Annotated in this window: 17 protein-coding genes and 4 tRNA genes; 14 read left to right on the top strand and 7 right to left on the bottom strand. The window is 71.3% G+C overall.

All coding sequences use genetic code 11. The features are described 5' to 3' along the window. Window positions 1-26: 26 nt before the first annotated feature. The 5 genes from ABD831_RS18605 to ABD831_RS18585 all read left to right on the top strand — a co-directional run bounded on the left by ABD831_RS18605 (window position 27) and on the right by ABD831_RS18585 (window position 4,882). Complete coding sequence (locus ABD831_RS18605; RefSeq protein ID WP_344950177.1) at window positions 27-794, top strand: MBL fold metallo-hydrolase; 768 nt, start codon at window positions 27-29, stop codon at window positions 792-794. Window positions 795-933: 139 nt separating this feature from the next. After that, entirely contained in the window at window positions 934-1,803 is an 870-nt protein-coding gene (locus tag ABD831_RS18600; protein WP_344950174.1) for an aldo/keto reductase, read from the top strand. A gap of 120 nt (window positions 1,804-1,923) precedes the next feature. Then, window positions 1,924-2,703, top strand: a complete 780-nt coding sequence (gene rph / locus ABD831_RS18595) for a ribonuclease PH (protein ID WP_344950171.1) — start codon at window positions 1,924-1,926, stop codon at window positions 2,701-2,703. Continuing rightward, complete coding sequence (rdgB, locus tag ABD831_RS18590) at window positions 2,700-3,320, top strand: RdgB/HAM1 family non-canonical purine NTP pyrophosphatase (protein ID WP_344950168.1); 621 nt, start codon at window positions 2,700-2,702, stop codon at window positions 3,318-3,320. The genes rph and rdgB overlap by 4 nt, the downstream gene beginning before the upstream one ends. Continuing rightward, window positions 3,317-4,882, top strand: a complete 1,566-nt coding sequence (locus ABD831_RS18585) for a molybdopterin-dependent oxidoreductase (protein ID WP_344950165.1) — start codon at window positions 3,317-3,319, stop codon at window positions 4,880-4,882. The genes rdgB and ABD831_RS18585 overlap by 4 nt, the downstream gene beginning before the upstream one ends. Here the strand turns inward: ABD831_RS18585 and ABD831_RS18580 are convergent. Next, entirely contained in the window at window positions 4,863-5,279 is a 417-nt protein-coding gene (locus tag ABD831_RS18580) for a RidA family protein (RefSeq protein ID WP_344950162.1), read from the bottom strand. The genes ABD831_RS18585 and ABD831_RS18580 overlap by 20 nt on opposite strands. Window positions 5,280-5,319: 40 nt before the next feature. Beyond that, window positions 5,320-5,556 carry a hypothetical protein gene (locus tag ABD831_RS18575; protein WP_344950159.1) on the bottom strand — a complete coding sequence of 79 codons (237 nt, stop codon included), beginning with the start codon at window positions 5,554-5,556 and terminating at the stop codon, window positions 5,320-5,322. A gap of 114 nt (window positions 5,557-5,670) precedes the next feature. On the opposite strand from ABD831_RS18575, the gene ABD831_RS18570 reads away from it, so the two are divergent. From ABD831_RS18570 to ABD831_RS18560, 3 genes are all read left to right on the top strand, one after another. Further along, window positions 5,671-5,751: transfer RNA gene (locus ABD831_RS18570), tRNA-Leu, on the top strand. Between the two features lie 97 nt (window positions 5,752-5,848). After that, on the top strand, window positions 5,849-6,322 hold the full coding sequence (gene bcp, locus ABD831_RS18565) for a thioredoxin-dependent thiol peroxidase (protein ID WP_344950156.1): 474 nt from the start codon (window positions 5,849-5,851) through the stop codon (window positions 6,320-6,322). Between the two features lie 28 nt (window positions 6,323-6,350). Next, window positions 6,351-6,617: a DUF3618 domain-containing protein gene (locus ABD831_RS18560; RefSeq protein ID WP_142179957.1), complete on the top strand. Its 267-nt coding sequence runs from the start codon at window positions 6,351-6,353 to the stop codon at window positions 6,615-6,617. Between the two features lie 128 nt (window positions 6,618-6,745). Here ABD831_RS18560 and ABD831_RS18555 read toward each other — a convergent pair. From ABD831_RS18555 to orn, 3 genes are all read right to left on the bottom strand, one after another. Next, window positions 6,746-6,818: transfer RNA gene (locus ABD831_RS18555), tRNA-Lys, on the bottom strand. Between the two features lie 367 nt (window positions 6,819-7,185). Then, window positions 7,186-7,261: transfer RNA gene (locus tag ABD831_RS18550), tRNA-His, on the bottom strand. Window positions 7,262-7,431: 170 nt separating this feature from the next. Continuing rightward, on the bottom strand, window positions 7,432-8,055 hold the full coding sequence (gene orn, locus ABD831_RS18545) for an oligoribonuclease (RefSeq protein ID WP_344950152.1): 624 nt from the start codon (window positions 8,053-8,055) through the stop codon (window positions 7,432-7,434). A 94-nt stretch (window positions 8,056-8,149) separates the two neighbouring features. Between orn and ABD831_RS18540 the strand changes: the two genes are divergently transcribed. The 6 genes from ABD831_RS18540 (at window position 8,150) to ettA (ending at window position 15,794) form a co-directional block, all read left to right on the top strand. Further along, window positions 8,150-9,352 (top strand): PrsW family intramembrane metalloprotease, encoded by a 1,203-nt coding sequence (locus ABD831_RS18540; protein ID WP_344950149.1) that lies wholly within the window; start codon window positions 8,150-8,152, stop codon window positions 9,350-9,352. A 55-nt stretch (window positions 9,353-9,407) separates the two neighbouring features. Next, a tRNA-Arg gene (locus ABD831_RS18535) sits at window positions 9,408-9,480 on the top strand. A 342-nt stretch (window positions 9,481-9,822) separates the two neighbouring features. Further along, entirely contained in the window at window positions 9,823-11,532 is a 1,710-nt protein-coding gene (locus tag ABD831_RS18530; protein ID WP_344950146.1) for a GTPase family protein, read from the top strand. Next, window positions 11,529-13,238 (top strand): GTPase, encoded by a 1,710-nt coding sequence (locus ABD831_RS18525; protein WP_344950143.1) that lies wholly within the window; start codon window positions 11,529-11,531, stop codon window positions 13,236-13,238. The genes ABD831_RS18530 and ABD831_RS18525 overlap by 4 nt, the downstream gene beginning before the upstream one ends. A gap of 207 nt (window positions 13,239-13,445) precedes the next feature. Next, on the top strand, window positions 13,446-14,042 hold the full coding sequence (locus tag ABD831_RS18520) for a single-stranded DNA-binding protein (RefSeq protein ID WP_344950140.1): 597 nt from the start codon (window positions 13,446-13,448) through the stop codon (window positions 14,040-14,042). Window positions 14,043-14,111: 69 nt separating this feature from the next. Then, complete coding sequence (gene ettA, locus ABD831_RS18515; RefSeq protein WP_142179962.1) at window positions 14,112-15,794, top strand: energy-dependent translational throttle protein EttA; 1,683 nt, start codon at window positions 14,112-14,114, stop codon at window positions 15,792-15,794. 74 nt (window positions 15,795-15,868) lie between these two features. Here ettA and ABD831_RS18510 read toward each other — a convergent pair whose 3' ends face one another. Then, window positions 15,869-16,912, bottom strand: coding sequence for a magnesium transporter CorA family protein (locus ABD831_RS18510; RefSeq protein WP_344950135.1), 1,044 nt, complete (start codon window positions 16,910-16,912; stop codon window positions 15,869-15,871). A 68-nt stretch (window positions 16,913-16,980) separates the two neighbouring features. Next, window positions 16,981-18,426: a MocR-like transcription factor YczR gene (yczR, locus tag ABD831_RS18505; protein WP_344950132.1), complete on the bottom strand. Its 1,446-nt coding sequence runs from the start codon at window positions 18,424-18,426 to the stop codon at window positions 16,981-16,983. Window positions 18,427-18,429: the final 3 nt, after the last annotated feature.

Here is an 18,429-nt window from a genome sequence, read left to right as displayed (position 1 = left end):
TCGGCGGCGGCACCTAGGCTCGTCACGTGGACGTCACGATCGTCGGGTGCTCGGGATCCTTCGCCGGGCCACGCTCGCCCGCCTCGTCCTACCTCGTCCGCGCGCAGCACGAGGGACGCACGTGGAGCATCGTGCTCGACCTGGGCAACGGTGCGTTGGGCGCGCTGCAGCGCCACATCCAGCCGTACACCGTCGACGCCGTCCTGCTCAGCCACCTGCACGTCGACCACTGCATCGACATGTGTGGGCTCTACGTCATGATGCGCTACCTGCCCGGCGGCCCGGGGCGCTCGACGATGCCCGTGTGGGGGCCACCCGGCACGGGCGTGCACCTCGCGCGGGCCTACGGCGGCGGTGAGGCGGAGGACGTCCTCGGCGTCTTCGACTTCCACGACGTGCGTCACTGCGACCCCGTCACGGTCGGGCCGTTCACCATCACGCCGGTTCGCGTCAACCACCCCGTCGAGGCCTACGGCTTCCGCGTGGAGGCAGGTGGCCGCGTCCTCGCCTACACCGGCGACACCGACACGTGCGACCAGCTCGACGAGCTCATGACCGGCGCCCACCTGGTCCTGGCGGACTCGGCCTTCGTCGACGGCCGTGACACGGTGCCCGACATCCACCTGTCGGGCCGTCGCGCGGCCGAGGCGGCGGTGCGTGCCGGGGGAGTGGGGCGGCTCATGCTGACCCACATCCCGGCGTGGAACGACCCCGAGGAGTGCCGCGCACAGGCCGCGGCGGTCTGGCCCGGCGAGGTCGAGCTCGCCGAGCCCGACGCCACCTACTGCCTCTGAGGACCACCGGACGAGGTGCCGGCGTGGGACGGCGAGGTGATGGCGACTCGTACCCGGGTATGGACCGTGACGGTGCGGCACGCTCTCGGCACTCGCCGGGAGGAACGCCGCCCCGACAGACCGAACCCAGGAGGCACCGTTGCAGCAGCGAACCATCGGATCGAGGAAGGTCAGCGCGATCGGGCTCGGGGGCATGCCGATGTCCATCGAGGGCAGGCCCGACGAGGACCGCTCGATCCGGACCATCCACGCCGCCCTCGACGCCGGAGTCACACTGATCGACACGGCCGACGCCTACCACCGCGACGCGGGCGAGGTGGGGCACAACGAGTCCCTCATCGGCAAGGCGCTGTCGTCGTGGTCGGGCAGCACGTCGGACGTGCTCGTCGCGACGAAGGGCGGCCACCTGCGCCCCGGCGACGGCTCGTGGACGCAGAACGGCCGACCCGACCACCTCAAGGAGGCCGCGAAGGCCTCGCTTCAGCGTCTCGGTGGTGACGCCATCGGGCTCTACCAGTTCCACCGCCCCGACCCCGACGTGCCCTATGCGGAGTCCGTCGGCGCCCTGGTCGACCTGCTCGACGAGGGCGTCATCGAGATGGCGGGCATCTCGAACGCGGACCCGTCCCAGATCCGCGAGGCCCAGGAGGTTCTCGGAGGCCGGCTCGTGTCGGTGCAGAACCAGTTCTCGCCGGCCTTCCGCAGCAGCAGGCCGGAGCTCGACCTGTGCGCCGAGCTCGGCCTTGCCTTCCTTCCGTGGAGCCCGCTGGGCGGCATCAGCAAGGCCGGTGACCTCGGCAGCAGGCACGACGCCTTCGCGGAGGTGGCCGAGGCCCACGGCGTGAGCCCGCAGCGGGTGGCGCTCGCCTGGGAGCTCGCCCTTGCCCCGATCGTGGTGCCGATCCCGGGAGCCTCGCGTCCGGAGAGCATCGAGGACTCGGTGCAGGCCGTCGACCTCGAGCTGTCCGCCGACGAGCTCGAACGGCTCTCCGCCGAGACGCTCGACTGACGTCCGCACCCCGGGCAGGGCGCGCAGGGACGGGTCCTTACGGTTCGCGAACGAGCCGGCCGGGCCCGTCCCCGCCCCGCGATTGAGGCCTAGCGTGGAGTCATGGCTAGCCTCAAGGGCATGACTGACCGACATGACGGCCGTGCCTCCGACGAGACCCGCGAGGTGCGGATCACCCGCAACTGGCTCGACCACGCAGAGGGCAGTGTCCTCATCGAGTTCGGGCGCACCCGCGTGCTGTGCGCCGCGTCCTTCACCGAGGGTGTGCCGCGCTGGCTCAAGGGCAAGGGCACCGGCTGGGTCACCGCCGAGTACGCCATGCTGCCCCGCGCGACGAACACCCGCTCCGACCGCGAGAGCGTCAAGGGCCGCATCGGCGGTCGCACCCACGAGATCAGCCGGCTCATCGGCCGCAGCCTGCGGGCCGTCATCGACACCAAGGCCCTCGGCGAGAACACCATCGTCCTCGACTGCGACGTGCTCCAGGCCGACGGCGGTACCCGCACGGCCGCCATCACCGGCGCCTTCGTCGCCCTCGCCGACGCGATCGAGCACGCCCGCGCCCAGGGCCTCATCGCCAAGAAGGCCCAGCCGCTGACCGGCTCGGTCGCCGCCGTCTCGGTCGGCATCGTCGGGGGCCGTGCCGTCCTCGACCTCGACTACCCCGAGGACTCGACGGCCGAGACCGACATGAACGTCGTCATGACCGGCGACGGCCGCTTCATCGAGGTCCAGGGCACCGCCGAGGGAGCACCCTTCGACCGCGACCTGCTGGGGCAGCTGCTCGATCTGGCGACGAAGGGCTGCGCCGACCTCACCGACCGGCAGCAGGCAGCGCTCTCCGCGGAGGCCCCGACCACCGGCACGCCGGTGACGGCGGACGGCGGGGTGGTCGCGTGACGAAGGTCGTCCTTGCCACCCGCAACACCCACAAGGTCGAGGAGCTGCGCGAGATCCTCGCCGACGTCAGCGCCGACCTCGAGCTGGAGATCGTCGGCCTCGACGCCTACCCCGACGCGCCGGACGTCGTCGAGGACGGCGTGACCTTCGAGCAGAACGCCATCCTCAAGGCGGCGTCCGCGGCCAACGCCACCGGCCTGCCCGCCCTCGCGGACGACTCCGGGCTGGCCGTCGACGTGCTCGGAGGCGCCCCCGGCATCTTCAGCGAGCGGTGGTCCGGAGGCTGGGGTGACCGGGCCAACCTCGAGTTGCTCCTCGCGCAGCTCGGTGACGTGCGCGACGAGCACCGCGCCGCTGCGTTCGTCTGCGCGGCCGCGCTGGTGCTCCCCGACGGCCGGTCAGCGGCCGAGCTCGGACGCTTCCCCGGCACCGTGGCGCGCGAGCCTCGCGGCACCGGCGGCTTCGGATACGACCCGATCTTCGTGCCATCCGACCAGCAGGACGGCAACGAACGCACGTTGGCGGAGTACGACCCCGACGAGAAGAACAACGTCTCGCACCGGGCGCTCGCCTTCCGCGCACTCGCGCCACACCTGAAGGAGCACCTGAGGCCATGACCACGACCAGCCCGGCCATCCGTCCCGAGACCGCACCCGAGCCGCCGGCCCGTCCGCTGTGGTGGGGCGCCCTCGACGGGGTGGTGGCCGGGCTGCTCACGGTGGGCATCGCGACGCTCGCCGCATCGCTCCTCACGGCGGTCGGCCAGTCATCGGGACAGCCGGCGCCGATCGCGGCGGTGAGCGGAGCCTTCATCGACCGGACTCCGCCGTGGCTCAAGGACTTCGCCATCGCGACGTTCGGCACCAACGACAAGCGCGCCCTGCTCGTGGGGACCGTCGTCGTGCTCACGCTCGCGTGCGCGGCCATCGGGGTGCTCGCCGGCCGCCGCCTCGTCGCGGGGCTCGTCCTCTTCGCCGTCGTGGGTCTCGTCGGCGCGGCCGCCGTGCTCACCCGGCCCGGCGCGAGCCCGGTCGACATCCTTCCGACCATCATCGGCACGGCTGTCGGCCTCTGGTTCCTCAGCAAGGCCGCGGCGCCCTCGTCGAGCGCGCCCGGCGCCGCGAACCCCGGCCGACGCTGGCTCATCGGGGGAGCGGTCGGCGCCGTCGCGGCATACGCCGGCAGTGCCTTCGGTGGGGACTCCGCGGCGGCCACGGTGTCGCGCGACGCCCTGAAGTCGACGCCGCTCAAGGGCACGAAGCTCGCCATCCCGCCCGGAGCCGACCTCAAGCTGCCCGGCCTGACCCCGTACATCGTCCCCAACACCGACTTCTACCGCATCGACACCGCCATCGTCGTGCCGCGCATCGACGCGAACGAGTGGAAGCTCAAGGTCACCGGCATGGTCGACCGTGAGGTCGAGATCGACTGGAAGACCTTGCAGGGCAAGCAGATGCAGGAGGCGCTCGTCACGCTGACCTGCGTCTCCAACGAGGTGGGCGGCGACCTCATCGGCAATGCCGTGTGGACCGGTTGGCCGGTGCGCGAGCTCCTCGCCATGGCCGGGCCCAAGGCCGGGGCCGACATGGTGCTCCAGACGAGCATCGACGGCTTCACCGCCTCGACCCCCCTGGGCGCGCTCACCGACGACCGCAACGCCCTCCTCGCGATCCGGATGAACGGGGAGCCGCTGCCGTTCGAGCACGGCTTCCCGGTCCGGGTCGTCGTGCCTGGCCTCTACGGTTTCGTCTCGGCGACGAAGTGGGTGACCGAGCTCAAGGTGACGACGTATGCCGCCGACGTGGCCTACTGGACGCCGCGTGGCTGGTCGGCGACCGGGCCGATCAAGACCGCGTCACGGATCGACGTCCCCAAGGCGGGCGCCGTCGTCAAGGCCGGCACGGTCGCCGTCGCAGGGGTCGCCTGGGCGCAGCACACCGGCATCTCGAAGGTGGAGGTGCAGGTCGACCAGCAGCCATGGACCGCGGCGCGCCTCGCCGCGGACGCCAGCATCGACACCTGGCGCCAGTGGGTCTACGAGTGGCAGGCGACGCCCGGCAGCCACGACATCCGAGTCCGGGCCTACGACGCCAAGGGCCAGGTGCAGTCGCCGCTCGAGGCCCCGCCCGCCCCGGACGGCGCCACCGGCATCCACGTGGTCAACGTCCGGGTGGAGTGACCGTCCCGGGGCCGGAGGAGCCGACCACGGCGTCCGCCTCGATCTCGACGAGCAGGTCGGGGTCGATGAGGGCGGTCACCTGCACCATCGTCGATGCGGGCCGCACCTCGGCGAAGACCTCGCCGTGGGCACGGCCGACCGCCTCCCAGTCGCGGATGTCGGTGACGAACATCCGGGTCCGCACGACGTCGGCTGCCGACGCGCCGCACTCGGCGAGGGCCTCGACGACGATCTCGAGGGCGACACGCGCCTGCGTGTAGGCGTCGCCGGCGCCCACGACCCGACCGTCGCGGATCGCCGTGGTCCCGGCCACGTGGACGGAGTCCCCGACCCGCACGGCCCGCGAGTAGCCGACGACGCCCTCCCAGGGACTGCCCGTGCCGACGTTTCGTCTCATCCTCGCAGGCTAGCCGTGCCTGCGGCGGCGAGGGACGGCCTCAGGGCGTCCGGCGGCGGGCGAGGACCGCAGCACCACGGCCGGCCGCGCTGGCACTCGTCAGCGAGGCCGCCGGCAGGAGGAACCAGTGCCGGGCCACGCAGACGACGAGCGCGTGCTCGACCGGGCCCTCGGTGCTCTCGAGCACGGGTCGCTCCGTCACCTCGGCGACAGCGCCGCACTCGGGGCACGTCGTCGTGTCGATCACCTGGGCACTGGTGCAGTCCGGCTCGTCCATGGGGCACCTCCTCGTCCGTACCTGTCCCATGACGGAGGCACGGACGCCGCGCCTGATACCACTCCCGCGGCACCACCCCGCCGCCAACTACAGTGGGGGCCGCGCACCCCGCGAGCGGACGTGGTGGAACTGGTAGACACGCAGGATTTAGGTTCCTGTGCCCTAGGTGTGCGGGTTCGAGTCCCGCCGTCCGCACCCAGCCGGACCGGCCCGTGCCCGCTCGAACCCGCGTGGGCCCCGAACGGGTACGAGCAGGTACGAGCTCGGAACACATGACGACGAAGGAGCACACGTGACGTCCAGACTCGAGCCCGGCGAGCAGGCCCCGGCCTTCACCCTGACCGACGACGCCGGCCAGCCCGTCAGCCTCGCGGACTTCGCGGGCCGCAAGGTGATCGTCTACTTCTACCCGGCGGCCATGACCCCGGGCTGCAAGAAGCAGGCCTGCGACTTCAGCGAGTCGCTCGACTCGCTGAAGAAGGACGGCTACGAGGTCGTCGGCATCTCCAAGGACAAGCCGGCCAAGCTCGCGAAGTTCCGCGAGCGCGACCACCTCACCATCCCGCTGCTCAGCGACGAGGACCTCGCGGTCCACACGGCCTACGGCGCCTGGGGTGAGAAGAAGCTCTACGGCAAGACCGTGGAGGGCGTCATCCGCTCGACCTTCGTCGTCGACGAGGAGGGCAAGGTCAGCCACGCGTTCTACAACGTCAAGGCGACCGGCCACGTGGCCAAGCTCCGTCGCGACCTCGGCATCGCCGACTAGAGTCGCACCCGTCCCGAAAGGAAGCCAGATGAGCGACACCGCACGCATCGAGACCGCACGCATCGAGCAGGACATCCAGGCCGCCCGCGCGCGCCTCGAGGGCACCGTCAACGAGCTCGCGTACCGCGCGCAGCCCCAGGTCATCGCCCAGCGCCAGCTGCAGGGCCTCAAGCTGCGCCTCGACGCCGCCACGCACACCGAGGACGGGGAGCTGCGCATCGAGCGCATCGGTGCCGTCGTCGCCGCAGCGGTCGTCGTCGTGGTGGCCGTCGGATGGCTCCGCCGCCGGCGCTAGACCCAGGACAGCAAGGGACCCGGCCACGTGTGACGTGGCCGGGTCCTTCCGTCTCTGCCGTGGACACCCGTGCGCTGGGGGCATGAGAAGGCCCCCGTCCAGATCTCTCCGAACGGGGGCCTTGGAAGTGCGCCGCCAGGGACTCGAACCCCGAACCCAGTGATTAAGAGTCACTTGCTCTGCCAATTGAGCTAGCGGCGCAACGAGGTGAAACGTTAGCAGCCGTCCGGGGCCGGGACAAAATCGGCCCTCGAGGGGCCTCTCGCGTCGCTGGTGCGCGCGGACCACAGGGGCGAGCGTCCCGGCCCTGTGGGCGGATTCGTCGGTCTAGGGCGTCGCTGACGCCGACGAGATGAGCGACAGCGCGAGGCTGACCACCATGACGCCGATGATGACGCCGACCGTGATTCGCTGGGCCTTCTTGTTCCCCATGAGCATGGGCCCATTCTGCGTCATCCGGCCCGGCGCCCGCTCGTGCAGGGGCGGGGGACCGGCCCCGGACGCGCGTGTGGCCCGGTGCCCCCCGGGAGGGACATCGGGCCACGTGCGTCCTGCCGAGCAGGAACCATGGGGTGAGTGACGGGACTTGAACCCGCGGCCACCTGGACCACAACCAGGTGCTCTACCAGCTGAGCTACACCCACCATGCACAACACGAGCCGGGCCCGAGGGCTCGGCGCCGTGTCACGGCGTCGACAATGCTACAGGCTCTCGTGAGGTGCTCGTGACCACCCCGCAGACCACGTCGACGACCACCCTGCCGGACGGCATACGCCGTCGGTGGGCGTGTGCCGTGCGGCGCGGTCGGCGAGCGTCAGTGCTCGATGATGTGGGGCGTCGCGAGCGCCTTGGCCGTGGCGCTGTCGGGCCCGGGCTGCGGGACGAAGACCGCCTGGCGGTAGTAGCGCAGCTCGGCGATCGACTCGCGGATGTCGGCGAGGGCGCGGTGGCCGCCGGACTTCTTCGGGGCGTTGAAGTAGACGCGCGGGTACCAGCGACGGGACAGCTCCTTGATCGAGCTGACGTCGATGATCCGGTAGTGCAGGTAGGACTCCAGCACCGGCATGTCCCGGGAGAGGAAGCCGCGGTCGGTCGCCACGGTGTTGCCGCCGAGTGGGGCCTTGCGCGGCTCGGGGACGAACGTGCGGACGTAGTCGAGGACGATGTGCTCGGCCTCCTGCAGGGTGACCCCGGAGTCCAGCTCGTTGATGAGACCGGACGTCGTGTGCATGTCCCGGACGAAGTCGTCCATCTGCTCGAGGGCCTCGTCCGGCGGCTTGACGACGACGTCGATACCGTCGCCGAGCTGGTTGAGCTCGAAGTCCGTGACGAGGGCGGCCACCTCCACCAGGGCGTCGGACTTCAGGGACAGGCCCGTCATCTCGCAGTCGATCCAGATGATCCGGTCGGCGATGGCTCGGTGGTTGGTGTCGCTCACCGCTCCACCATAGAGGCTGAGGTGGGCGTGCCCCGCCGAGTCAGGCGAGCACGAGCACGGGTGCGCGCACGCGAGGCTGCACTAGCCTGCCCTCATGAGTTCAGGGGACGTGACGACGCAGGGTCCAGGCTCGAGCCCGGGTGCCGGCTCGGGCGGGCAGCCGCAGCAATGGAGTCGGGCGCGAAACCCCACCCGGCGGCCACTGCTGCGCACGGCTCTGACGATCGGCGTCGCGGCCTCGGTCTTCCTCGTCTGCCTGCTCATCCTGCTCGGCATCCTGGGCGAGCGGCTCACGATGCAGACGCTCGTGACGTCGACCCTCATGGCGATCATCCCGGTTCTCGTCATCGTGCCGACCTTCCTCTGGCTCGACCGCTACGAGGCCGAGCCGGTGCGCTACATCGTCTTCGCCTTCCTCTGGGGGGCGCTCGTCGCCGTGGTCGGCGCCTTCTTCCTCAACACCTTCGGGCTCAGGCTGCTCGTCGAGGCACGGTGGACCGACCCGCTGGAGACGGGCGCGGTCTACCTCGCGCCCATCACCGAGGAGACCCTGAAGGGCCTGGGCATCCTGCTGATCTACCTGCTCCGGCGCCGCGAGTTCGACGGCATCGTGGACGGGGTCGTCTACGCCGGGCTCATCGGTGCGGGTTTCGCGTTCAGCGAGAACATCCTCTACCTCGGGCAGGCCTACAACCAGTACGGCAGCGAGGGGCTCACCTCGACCTTCCTCGTGCGTGGGCTCATGGGTCCTTTCGGGCACCCCCTCTTCACGTCCCTCACCGGCATCGGCATCGGCATCGCCGTGACCTCGAGGCGGCCGGCCGTGCGCGTCGTCGCCATCGTCGTCGGCTGGGTCTGCGCGATGCTGCTCCACGGTCTGTGGAACCTCTCGGCGCTCGCCGGGATGGAGGGGTTCTTCGCGGCCTACGTGACCTTCCAGGTGCCCCTCTTCCTCGCCTTCATCGGTTTCCTTTTCTGGCTGCGGCGTCGTGAGGGCCGCCTCATCGGCCGCTACCTCTCGCCGTACGCCGATGCCGGGTGGCTCACGCACGCCGAGGTCACGATGCTCTCCCAGCTCCGCCTGCGGCGGGCGGCTCGGGCCTGGGCACGGCAGAACGGTGGCCGCGCGGCGAGGCGGTCGATGGACGCCTTCCAGGACAGCGCGAGCGACCTCGCGCTGCTGCGCTCCCGGCTCGTCCACGGCACGGCGGAGGACGGGGCGTCGGAGCGGGAGATGGTGCTGCTCGAGTCGATCACCGCGCACCGCCGCGCCTTCGTGGGCTCGCCGGTGACCTGATCGGCCCGTCGGGCCGGAGGTGCCTATCATTGGACGGCGCCCGGATCGGGCGACGGCCCCTGTAGCTCAGCGGATAGAGCAAGAGCCTTCTAATCTCTTGGTCGCAGGTTCGATTCCTGCCGGGGGCGCCCGCGAGACCGCGCCGTTCGGCCGCGGCGGAGCAAGGCCGTCGGCGCGGTTCGCGATGGTGTCGAAGGCAGGAATCGGGAGGAGCGGGCGACGGATCCTGCCGGGGGCGCCCGCGAGACCGCGCCGTTCGGCGCGGTTCACGAAGGCGACAGCACGGCATACGTCGTCGTGAATCGTCGGCGTCCCAAGGAGGTTCGACGACCGCCGCGTATGCCGAGTGCGGCCTTCCAGGGTCGATCCGGCTCTCCGCGTGGGCAGTTCAGGTCACGACTCGGGGTACGTCCTGAGGGCGCGCCGCCTTTCGGTTTGGTTGTGCCAGCGCGACACGAAAGGATACGGGCGTGGCAGGTGATTCAGGGGTGGGCAATGCCCGGCTCCTCGCGGGCATTGCGGCACTTCGGTCTGCCGTCGCCGAGACGACCCTGCCACTCGAGCTGGCCGGCGCACCCTCGGCCCGGACGGCACGTGCGCGGCTGCTCGACCAGCTCGACGACTACGTCATCCCGCGGCTGACGTCGCTCGACGCGCCCCTGCTCGCCGTCGTCGGCGGCTCGACCGGCGCGGGCAAGTCGACCCTCGTCAACTCCGTCGTCGGGCGCGAGGTGACGTTGCCCGGGGTCCTGCGGCCGACGACGCGATCGCCCGTGCTCATCCACCACCCCTCTGACGCCGCCTGGTTCTCCGGTCCGCGCATCCTGCCCGGGCTGGCTCGCATCACCGGACGGCACTCCTCGTCCGACGGCCCGGGTGCCGTGCGCCTCGTGTCGACGGACGAGGTGGCGGCGGGCCTCGCTCTGCTCGACGCCCCCGACATCGACAGCGTCGTCGAGGCGAACCGTCACCTCGCCACGCAGCTGCTCGCCGCCGCCGACCTCTGGGTGTTCGTCACGACGGCCGCGCGCTACGCCGACGCGGTGCCGTGGGAGCTGCTGCACGACGCCTGCGAGCGAGGCACGTCCGTCGCCGTCGTCCTCGACCGCGTTCCGCCTGCAGCTGTCGACGAGATCCGCACGCACTTCGCCTCGATGCTGCGCGAGCAGGGCCTCGACCAGGCGCCGATCTTCACGGTCGTCGAGTCCGAGCTCGCCGACGGTCTCCTGCCCGCCGAGCAGACGCAGCGCCTGCGCGGCTGGCTCGCGGCGCTCGCCGGTGACGCCCAGGCGCGCGCCGACGTCGTGCGCCAGACGCTGCAGGGGGCACTCGTGTCCCTCGACGGTCGGGCGCAGGCGCTCGTCGAGGCCTCCAAGGAGCAGACCGCGGCCGGTCAGGCGCTGGTCGACACGGCGGCTGCGGCCTACGACGAGGCCAGGCAGCAGGTGCACCAGGGGATGCTCGACGGCACTCTCCTTCGAGGCGAGGTGCTCGCGCGCTGGCAGGAGTTCGTCGGCACGGGTGAGTTCTTCCGCCAGGTCGAGTCCACCGTCTCGCGGGTCCGGGACCGGTTCACGTCCTTCCTCCGGGGGGAGCCGGCCCGCGCCGACGACCTCGGCGAGGCTCTCCAGTCCGGGGTCGAGTCACTCGTCGTCAACCGCGCCGAGCTGGCTGCGAGCGCGATCGCGCGCGCCTGGCGCACCCTGCCCGGCGGGGACCAGCTGTTGACCGCGGAGCCGTCGCTGGGCCGTGCCGGCGCGGATGTCGAGCGCCGCATCCAGCGCCTCGTGCGCGACTGGCAGGGCGACATCCTGCAGATGGTCCGCGACGAGGGTCGCGACCGGCGCACCACGGCGCGGATCATGGCCTACGGCGTCAACGGGCTCGGGGTCGTCCTCATGCTCGTGACGTTCGCGAGCACCGCCGGCATCACGGGCGCCGAGGTCGGCATCGCCGGCGGCACCGCAGTCGTGGGCCAGAAGCTTCTCGAGGCCGTCTTCGGTGACCAGGCGGTCCGGGAGCTCGCCCGCAAGGCGCGCGAGCAGCTGACCGACCGCGTCGACGAGCTGTATGCCGCCGAGCTCGCCCGCTACGAAGGAGCTGTCACGACGTTGCAGGTCGACACCGACCAGACCGAGCGCCTGACCACGGCCGCCGCAGCGGTCCGGGACGCGCGATGAGCCCGATCAGGATGGGGCGAGCCTCCGTCAGGGCCGTGTCGGCCGCCGAGCTCGGCAGCCGCACCACCGATCTGTCGATGGCGCTCGTGTCGGGCGCCGACGAGCTCGACCCCTCAGGCGTGACGGTCGCTCGGCGCGTCGTCGACAAGGCCGTCGAGCGGTCCGGGATCGGCGGCGACCACACGGTCGTCGCGCTCGCGGGCGCGACCGGCAGCGGCAAGTCCTCGCTGTTCAACGCCCTCGTCGGCGCCGACGTCGCGACCATCGGAGCGCGCCGGCCGACGACGTCGCGACCCACGGCCGGCCTGTGGGGCGACTCCGACGCGTCCGAGCTGCTCGACTGGCTCGGCGTCGCGGCCCGCCACGTCGTCGACACCGGGGCGGCCCCGGCCAAGGGGACCGCCGGCGCACCCGCCGCGTCCGGCCAGGTCGCTGGTTCGCTCGACGGACTGGTGCTCCTCGACCTGCCCGACTTCGACTCACGTGAGCTGGCCCACCGGCGGGAGGCGGAGCGGGTGCTCGAGCTCGTCGACGTCTTCGTGTGGGTGACCGACCCCCAGAAGTACGCCGACGCACGCCTGCACGACGAGTTCGTCAGCCTGCTGTCGCAGCACGACGCCGTCACCCTCGCCGTGCTCAACCAGTCGGACCGGTTGGCCCCCGAGGCGGTCAAGACCCTCACCCAGGACCTCTCGAAGCTGCTCGTCGCCGACGGGGTGACCGACGCCAAGGTGCTCGCGACGTCCACCGTCACCGGACAGGGCATCGCTGAGCTCAAGCAGCGTCTGGCGAATGCCGTTGCGGGACATGCAGCCTCGCGTCAGCGACTCAAGGCGGACATCATCGGTGCCGCCACGAAGCTGCGCGCCGGCGTCGCCGACTCCGAGGCGGACGTGGGCCGCGTGCCCCGCGACGAGCTCGACGTCTCGCTGGCTCGCGCGGCCGGGGTGCCGATCGTGCTCGACGCGGTGGCGCGCGACTACCGCCGGGAGGCCTTCGCCCACACGGGCTGGCTTTTCGCCCGCTGGACCAAGGGCTTCGCTGCTGACCCGCTCCGCCGCCTCCGGCTCGATCGCACCGGCGGCCGTCCGCCGATCCACGTCGAGATCGACGGCGCTGACGTGCGAGCCGTGCTCGGCCGGTCGTCGATCCCGGCACCGACCGTGTCGACCGCCTCGGCCGTCGATCTCGCCACCCGCACCTTCGTGCGCGAGGCGTCCCAAGGACTTCCGGTGCGCTGGACCCAGGCCGTCGAGGATGCCGTCGACGGCGGTGACGGCGCCCTGACCGACTCCCTCGACCGCGCGGTCATCGGCACGTCCCTGCGAGCGCGCCGCCCGGTCTGGTGGTTCGTCGTCAACGTCCTGCAGTGGGTGCTCGGCCTCGTAGCCCTCGTCGGGCTCATCTGGTATGCGGTGCTCTGGGGCTTGGCGCTGCTGCAGCTCCCGCGCCCCGAGACCCCGTCGGTCGGCATCGTGCCGTTGCCGCTCGTCATGCTCGTGGCGGGTGTCCTGGTCGGCATCGGGCTCGGTGTGCTGTCCCGCTGGTGGGCGCGCATCGGTGCCCGGCATCGGAGGACGGTCGTCGCGAAGCGGCTCACGGAGTCGGTGGCCATGGTCGCCGACGAGCACATCCTCATCCCGGTCGACGAGGTGCTCATGCGCCACCGCGAGACCCGCGAGCACCTCGAGGCCGCAGCCGGCTGACGCCGGGGGATCTCTCGGCGCTCGTGTGACGGCTCCGGCGTGACGGCTCCTCGTGGTGGTCCTGCACATCCCGGTCGTCCACACCCCCGGGCCGGGGTGCGCGAGTGTCCACAGGCGGACGACGTGCCCTGTCGGTCGGGGCGGACGGGTCCGAGGGTGGGTTCCAGGCGGCGCGAGGCCGCCTCCGGAACCTCCTGAGGAGCACCGATGAACGAGATCCGCATCACCCTGCACGGCAACGTCGTGAGCGAGCCCGTCGAGCGGCTGGCCCGCAACGGCAGCGTCTACACGACGTTCCGTGTCGCCACGACCCCGTACCGCCGCACCGCCGAGGGCCGCTTCGTCGACGGTGACACGAGCTTCTACGACGTCATCGCGTTCAACGCGCTCGCCGCCAACTCCGCCAAGGCCCTGCGCAAGGGGCAGCCCGTCATCGTCGAGGGCACCTTGGCGATCAAGAGCTACCTCGGCAACGACGGGACCCCGCGCCGCTCCCCGCAGATCGACGCCGACCGCATCGGCCACGACCTGTCCTGGGGGCGGGCCACCTTCGAGCGGGTCAGCCGGGCGGCCGCCCTCGGCCACGACCGCACGGCCGACCCCGACGTCCAGGCATCGATCCGGGCGATGGCCGAGGGCGAGACCGCCACGACCGAGCTGCGCCCGGCACACGTGGACGCGGACGGGGTCGTCGACGACGACTTCGACCCCGAGTCGTCCGATGCGGCGCGCGACGACGACGTGCTCGCGACCGGGGACCCCGAGACCGACGACTACGAGGTGGTCGAGCGGCTCTCGGCCTGACGCCGGTGGTGGTCGGCGGGTGCGGACACCGATTCGGTGCCGCGCTCGCCGACAGATAGCCTTCTGCGCATGGCCGAGTACATCTACACCATGACCCGTGCGCGCAAGGCACACAACGAGAAGGTCATCCTCGATGACGTCTCGATGTCCTTCTACCCCGGCGCGAAGATCGGCATGGTCGGCCCGAACGGCGCCGGCAAGTCGACGATCCTCAAGATCATGGCCGGACTCGACCAGCCGAGCAACGGTGAGGCTCGCCTGGCCCCCGGCGCGACCGTGGGCATCCTGCTGCAGGAGCCGCCGCTCAACGAGGACAAGACGGTCCTCGGCAACGTCGAGGAGGGCGCCGGCGAGATCAAGGCGAAGCTCGACCGGTACAACGAGATCTCGGCCGAGATGGCCGACCCCGACGCCGACTACGACTCGCTGCTCGCCGAGATGGGCAAGCTGCAGGAGGACATCGACCACGCCGATGCGTGGGACCTCGACAGCCAGCTCGAGCAGGCGATGGACGCGCTGCGCTGCCCGCCGCCGGACTCACCGGTCACCAACCTCTCCGGTGGTGAGCGCCGCCGCGTGGCCCTGTGCAAGCTGCTCCTGCAGAAGCCCGACCTGCTGCTGCTCGACGAGCCCACCAACCACCTCGACGCCGAGTCCGTGCTGTGGCTCGAGCAGCACCTCGAGACCTACCCCGGCGCCGTCATCGCCGTCACCCACGACCGCTACTTCCTCGACAACGTCGCGCAGTGGATCGCCGAGGTCGACCGCGGTCGCCTGTACCCCTACGAGGGCAACTACTCGACCTACCTCGAGAAGAAGTCCGAGCGCCTGACGATCCAGGGCAAGAAGGACGCCAAGCTGGCCAAGCGGCTCAAGACCGAGCTCGAGTGGGTTCGCAGCAACGCCAAGGGCCGTCAGGTCAAGAGCAAGGCGCGACTGGCCCGCTACGAGGAGATGGCGGCCGAGGCCGAGCGCACCCGCAAGCTCGACTTCGAGGAGCTGCAGATCCCGCCGGGCCCGCGTCTCGGCTCGACGGTCATCGAGGTCAAGAACCTCAAGAAGGGCTTCGGCGACCGCGTCCTCATCGACAACCTGTCGTTCTCGCTGCCGCGCAACGGCATCGTCGGTGTCATCGGCCCCAACGGTGTCGGCAAGTCGACCCTCTTCAAGACCATCGTCGGCTTCGAGGAGCCGGACGGCGGCGAGGTGAAGATCGGCGAGACCGTCAAGATCTCCTACGTCGACCAAGGGCGCGAGGGCCTCGACCCCAAGAAGAACCTGTGGGAGATCGTGTCCGACGGCCTCGACCACATGAAGGTCGGCAACGTCGAGATCCCCTCCCGGGCCTATGTGTCCCAGTTCGGCTTCAAGGGCCCCGACCAGCAGAAGCTGTCGGGCGTCCTCTCCGGTGGTGAGCGCAACCGTCTCAACCTCGCGCTCACCCTCAAGCAGGGTGGCAACCTGCTGCTCCTCGACGAGCCCACCAACGACCTCGACGTCGAGACCCTCGGCTCGCTCGAGAACGCGCTGCTCGAGTTCTCGGGCTGTGCGGTCGTCATCACCCACGACCGGTGGTTCCTCGACCGCGTGGCGACGCACATCCTCGCCTACGAGGGCACCGAGGAGAACCCTGCGAGCTGGTACTGGTTCGAGGGCAACTTCGAGTCCTACGAGGCCAACAAGGTCGAGCGTCTCGGTCCCGAGGCCGCTCGTCCCCACCGCGTCACCTACCGCAAGCTGACGCGCGACTGACCGGTCCGGTCAGGCGAAGGTTCCGCGAGGTCGACGAAGGGCCGGGGTGCATGTCGCTCCGGCCCTTCGCGCCGTCAGATCCAGCCCCTGCGCCGGAAGACGCCGTAGAGGGTGATCGCGACCCCGGCGATGACGCCTGCGCTGAAGAGCACGCCCCACGGCCGGCCGAAGCCGGGGTAGGGCACGTTCTGGCCGAACCAGCCGGTCACGGCGGTCGGGACCGCGATGATGGCGGCCCACCCGGTGAGCTTCTTCATGACCGTGTTGAGCCGGGCATCCTGCAGCGACAGGTTGGTCTCGAAGATCGTCGTGACCATGTCGCGCAACGACTCGGTCCACTCGGCGGCGCGCAGCACGTGGTCGAACAGGTCGTCGTAGAAGCCGTCCAGCTCCGTGTGACGCTGGTCGAGCTCGCCGCGGTGGCGCAGCACGGCATTGACGACATCGCGCATCGGCAGGACGACCCGGCGCAGCTCGACGAGCTCCTTGCGCAGCCGGTAGGTGCGCACCTGCACGACGTGGACCTGGCCCCGTTCTTCGAAGAGCAGGTCCTCGAGGCCCTCGATGGCGTCGTCGAGCTGCTGGATCGACTCGAAGTGGCCGTCGACCACCGTGTCGAGCAGGCCGTGCACGAGCGCTCCCACCCCGAGCTGGAGCAGCTCAGGGTCGTCGTTCCACCGCTCAAGGACCTGATGCATGTCGAAGTCGGCGCTGCTCCGGACGGTGATGATGCCGCGGGGCAGGATGAACGCCGAGATCCGGCTCGTGCGCAGTCGGGACTCACGCCCTGAGGCGTCGGGATCGGCTGGGGCGCTTGAGGTCTCGGCCCCTGACACGAGTTGTGTCGCATAGACCGTGAGGAAGGTGTGCTTGGCGTGCCGGGTGGCCTTGGGCCGCTCCCCGGCGGACACGGCGTCCTCGACGGCGTGCCGGTCGAGGCCGAGCTCGTCGGCGAGCGCGCGCAGCCCCGCGTGGTCGGGCTCGCAGAGGTCGACCCAGATGAGGGAGTCCTCCCGCTGGAGCAGGTCGGACACGTCCGCGAGCGGGAAGCCTTCATCGACGACCTTGCCCTGCTCCCACCGGCAGGAGGTGATGCGCCCGGCTTCGTCGTTGCTCACGCGCCCAGTCTCGCAGCCACGGCCCTGTCGAGCGGCCCTGCGCTCCCACCGGTCGACGGTGTTGGCGCTCAGGCGATGAGGGGAGTCACGTCGCGGGTGGTCGGCCGCTCGCCGAGCGCGAGCTGCCAGGCGGTTGCGAGGCGTCGTCCGACCTCGTCGGCCTCGTCGGGGGCGACGCAGAACGGCACGCGGACCCAGCGGGCGAAGCCGCCCTCGACCCCGAACTGAGCGCCTCGGGCGAGCCGCACGCCGGCGGACTCGGCGACCCGGGCGAGCTCGTCACCGCGGGGCTCGGGCAGCTCGCACCAGAGGTTGAGTCCGCCCGACGGCACGCTGAAGCGCCACTCCGGCACGTGCCGGGACAAGGCGGCGGCGAGGGCGTCACGCCGGGCGCGAGCCTCCCGGCGCCGTTCGGCGAGCAGGCCCTCGCCCTGTCGGAGCAGGTCGGTGACGACCAGCTGCTCGAGGATCGCCGTGCCGAGGTCGAGGCTGTGGCGCGCCTCGATGACGGACTCGGCGGCTCCTTCCGGTGCGCGTACCCAGCCCACGCGCAGGCCGCCCCACCACGTCTTGCCGGCGCTGCCGAGGGTGTGGGTGTGCCGGGACGAGGCCGCGAACGGCGCCGGACGGGCTGTTCGTGCGGACTCGTCGAGCCCCAGCTCGACGAAGGTCTCGTCCACGACGGGCACGGCGTCGGCGCGCGAGAGCACCGATGCGAGCCGGTCCCGCGTCGGGGTGTCCATGACGAGCCCGGTGGGGTTCTGGTGGTCGGGGATGAGGTATGCCGCTCGCGCCCCACTCTGACGCAGGCCCACCTCGATGGCGTCCACGTCCCACCCCGTCGGCGTGAGCTGGGTCGGCACGGCGCGGTAGGCCGAGCGCCTCACTCCCACAATGGCATTCGGGTAGGTTGGGCTCTCGACCAGAACCCGGTCGCCCACGTCCAGCTGGGCTCGAAGCACTGCGGACAGCCCGCCGTGCGCGCCGGAGGTGACGACCACCTGGTCGGGCGAGGTCGTCAGGCCCCGCGCCTCGAACCACTCGGCCACGGCTGCGCGGGTCTCGGGCAGACCCCTCGGGTCGTAGCCGGCGGTCGCCAGGAAGCGGGGGAGCTCGAGCAGGGCCCGCTCGTACGCGGCCGTGACGCCGGCGGCGGCCGGGAGGGCGGCATACGTCAGGTCGATGACGTCGGGTGGGACGTCGGTGGGGATGAGCCCGGCCTGGGAGAGGGCGAGCCCGGACGGACCGGCGGGGAGGCACACGACGCTGCCCGAGCCGCGGCGGGTGGCGACGAAGCCCTCGTCGCGGAGGGCGTCGAGCGCGGCGCCGACTGTCGTGCGGCTGAGGGCGAGCTCGCTCGTCAGGGTGCGCTCGCTGGGCAGGCGCGTGCCGACGAGCAGCCGACCGTCGCAGACGAGGCGGCGGATCCCGTCGGCAAGACCCCGGTAGGCAGGGCGCGGTAGCGGGTCGGGCCCGAGGAGCAGGGCCAGTGAGCGGGCCGAGACGGTGCGCATCGG

This window comes from Terrabacter ginsenosidimutans (assembly GCF_039539425.1).
Lineage (GTDB): Bacteria > Actinomycetota > Actinomycetes > Actinomycetales > Dermatophilaceae > Terrabacter > Terrabacter ginsenosidimutans.
The sequence above is the reverse complement of the archived record's forward strand: the minus strand, read 5'-3'. Positions and strand labels throughout refer to the sequence as shown.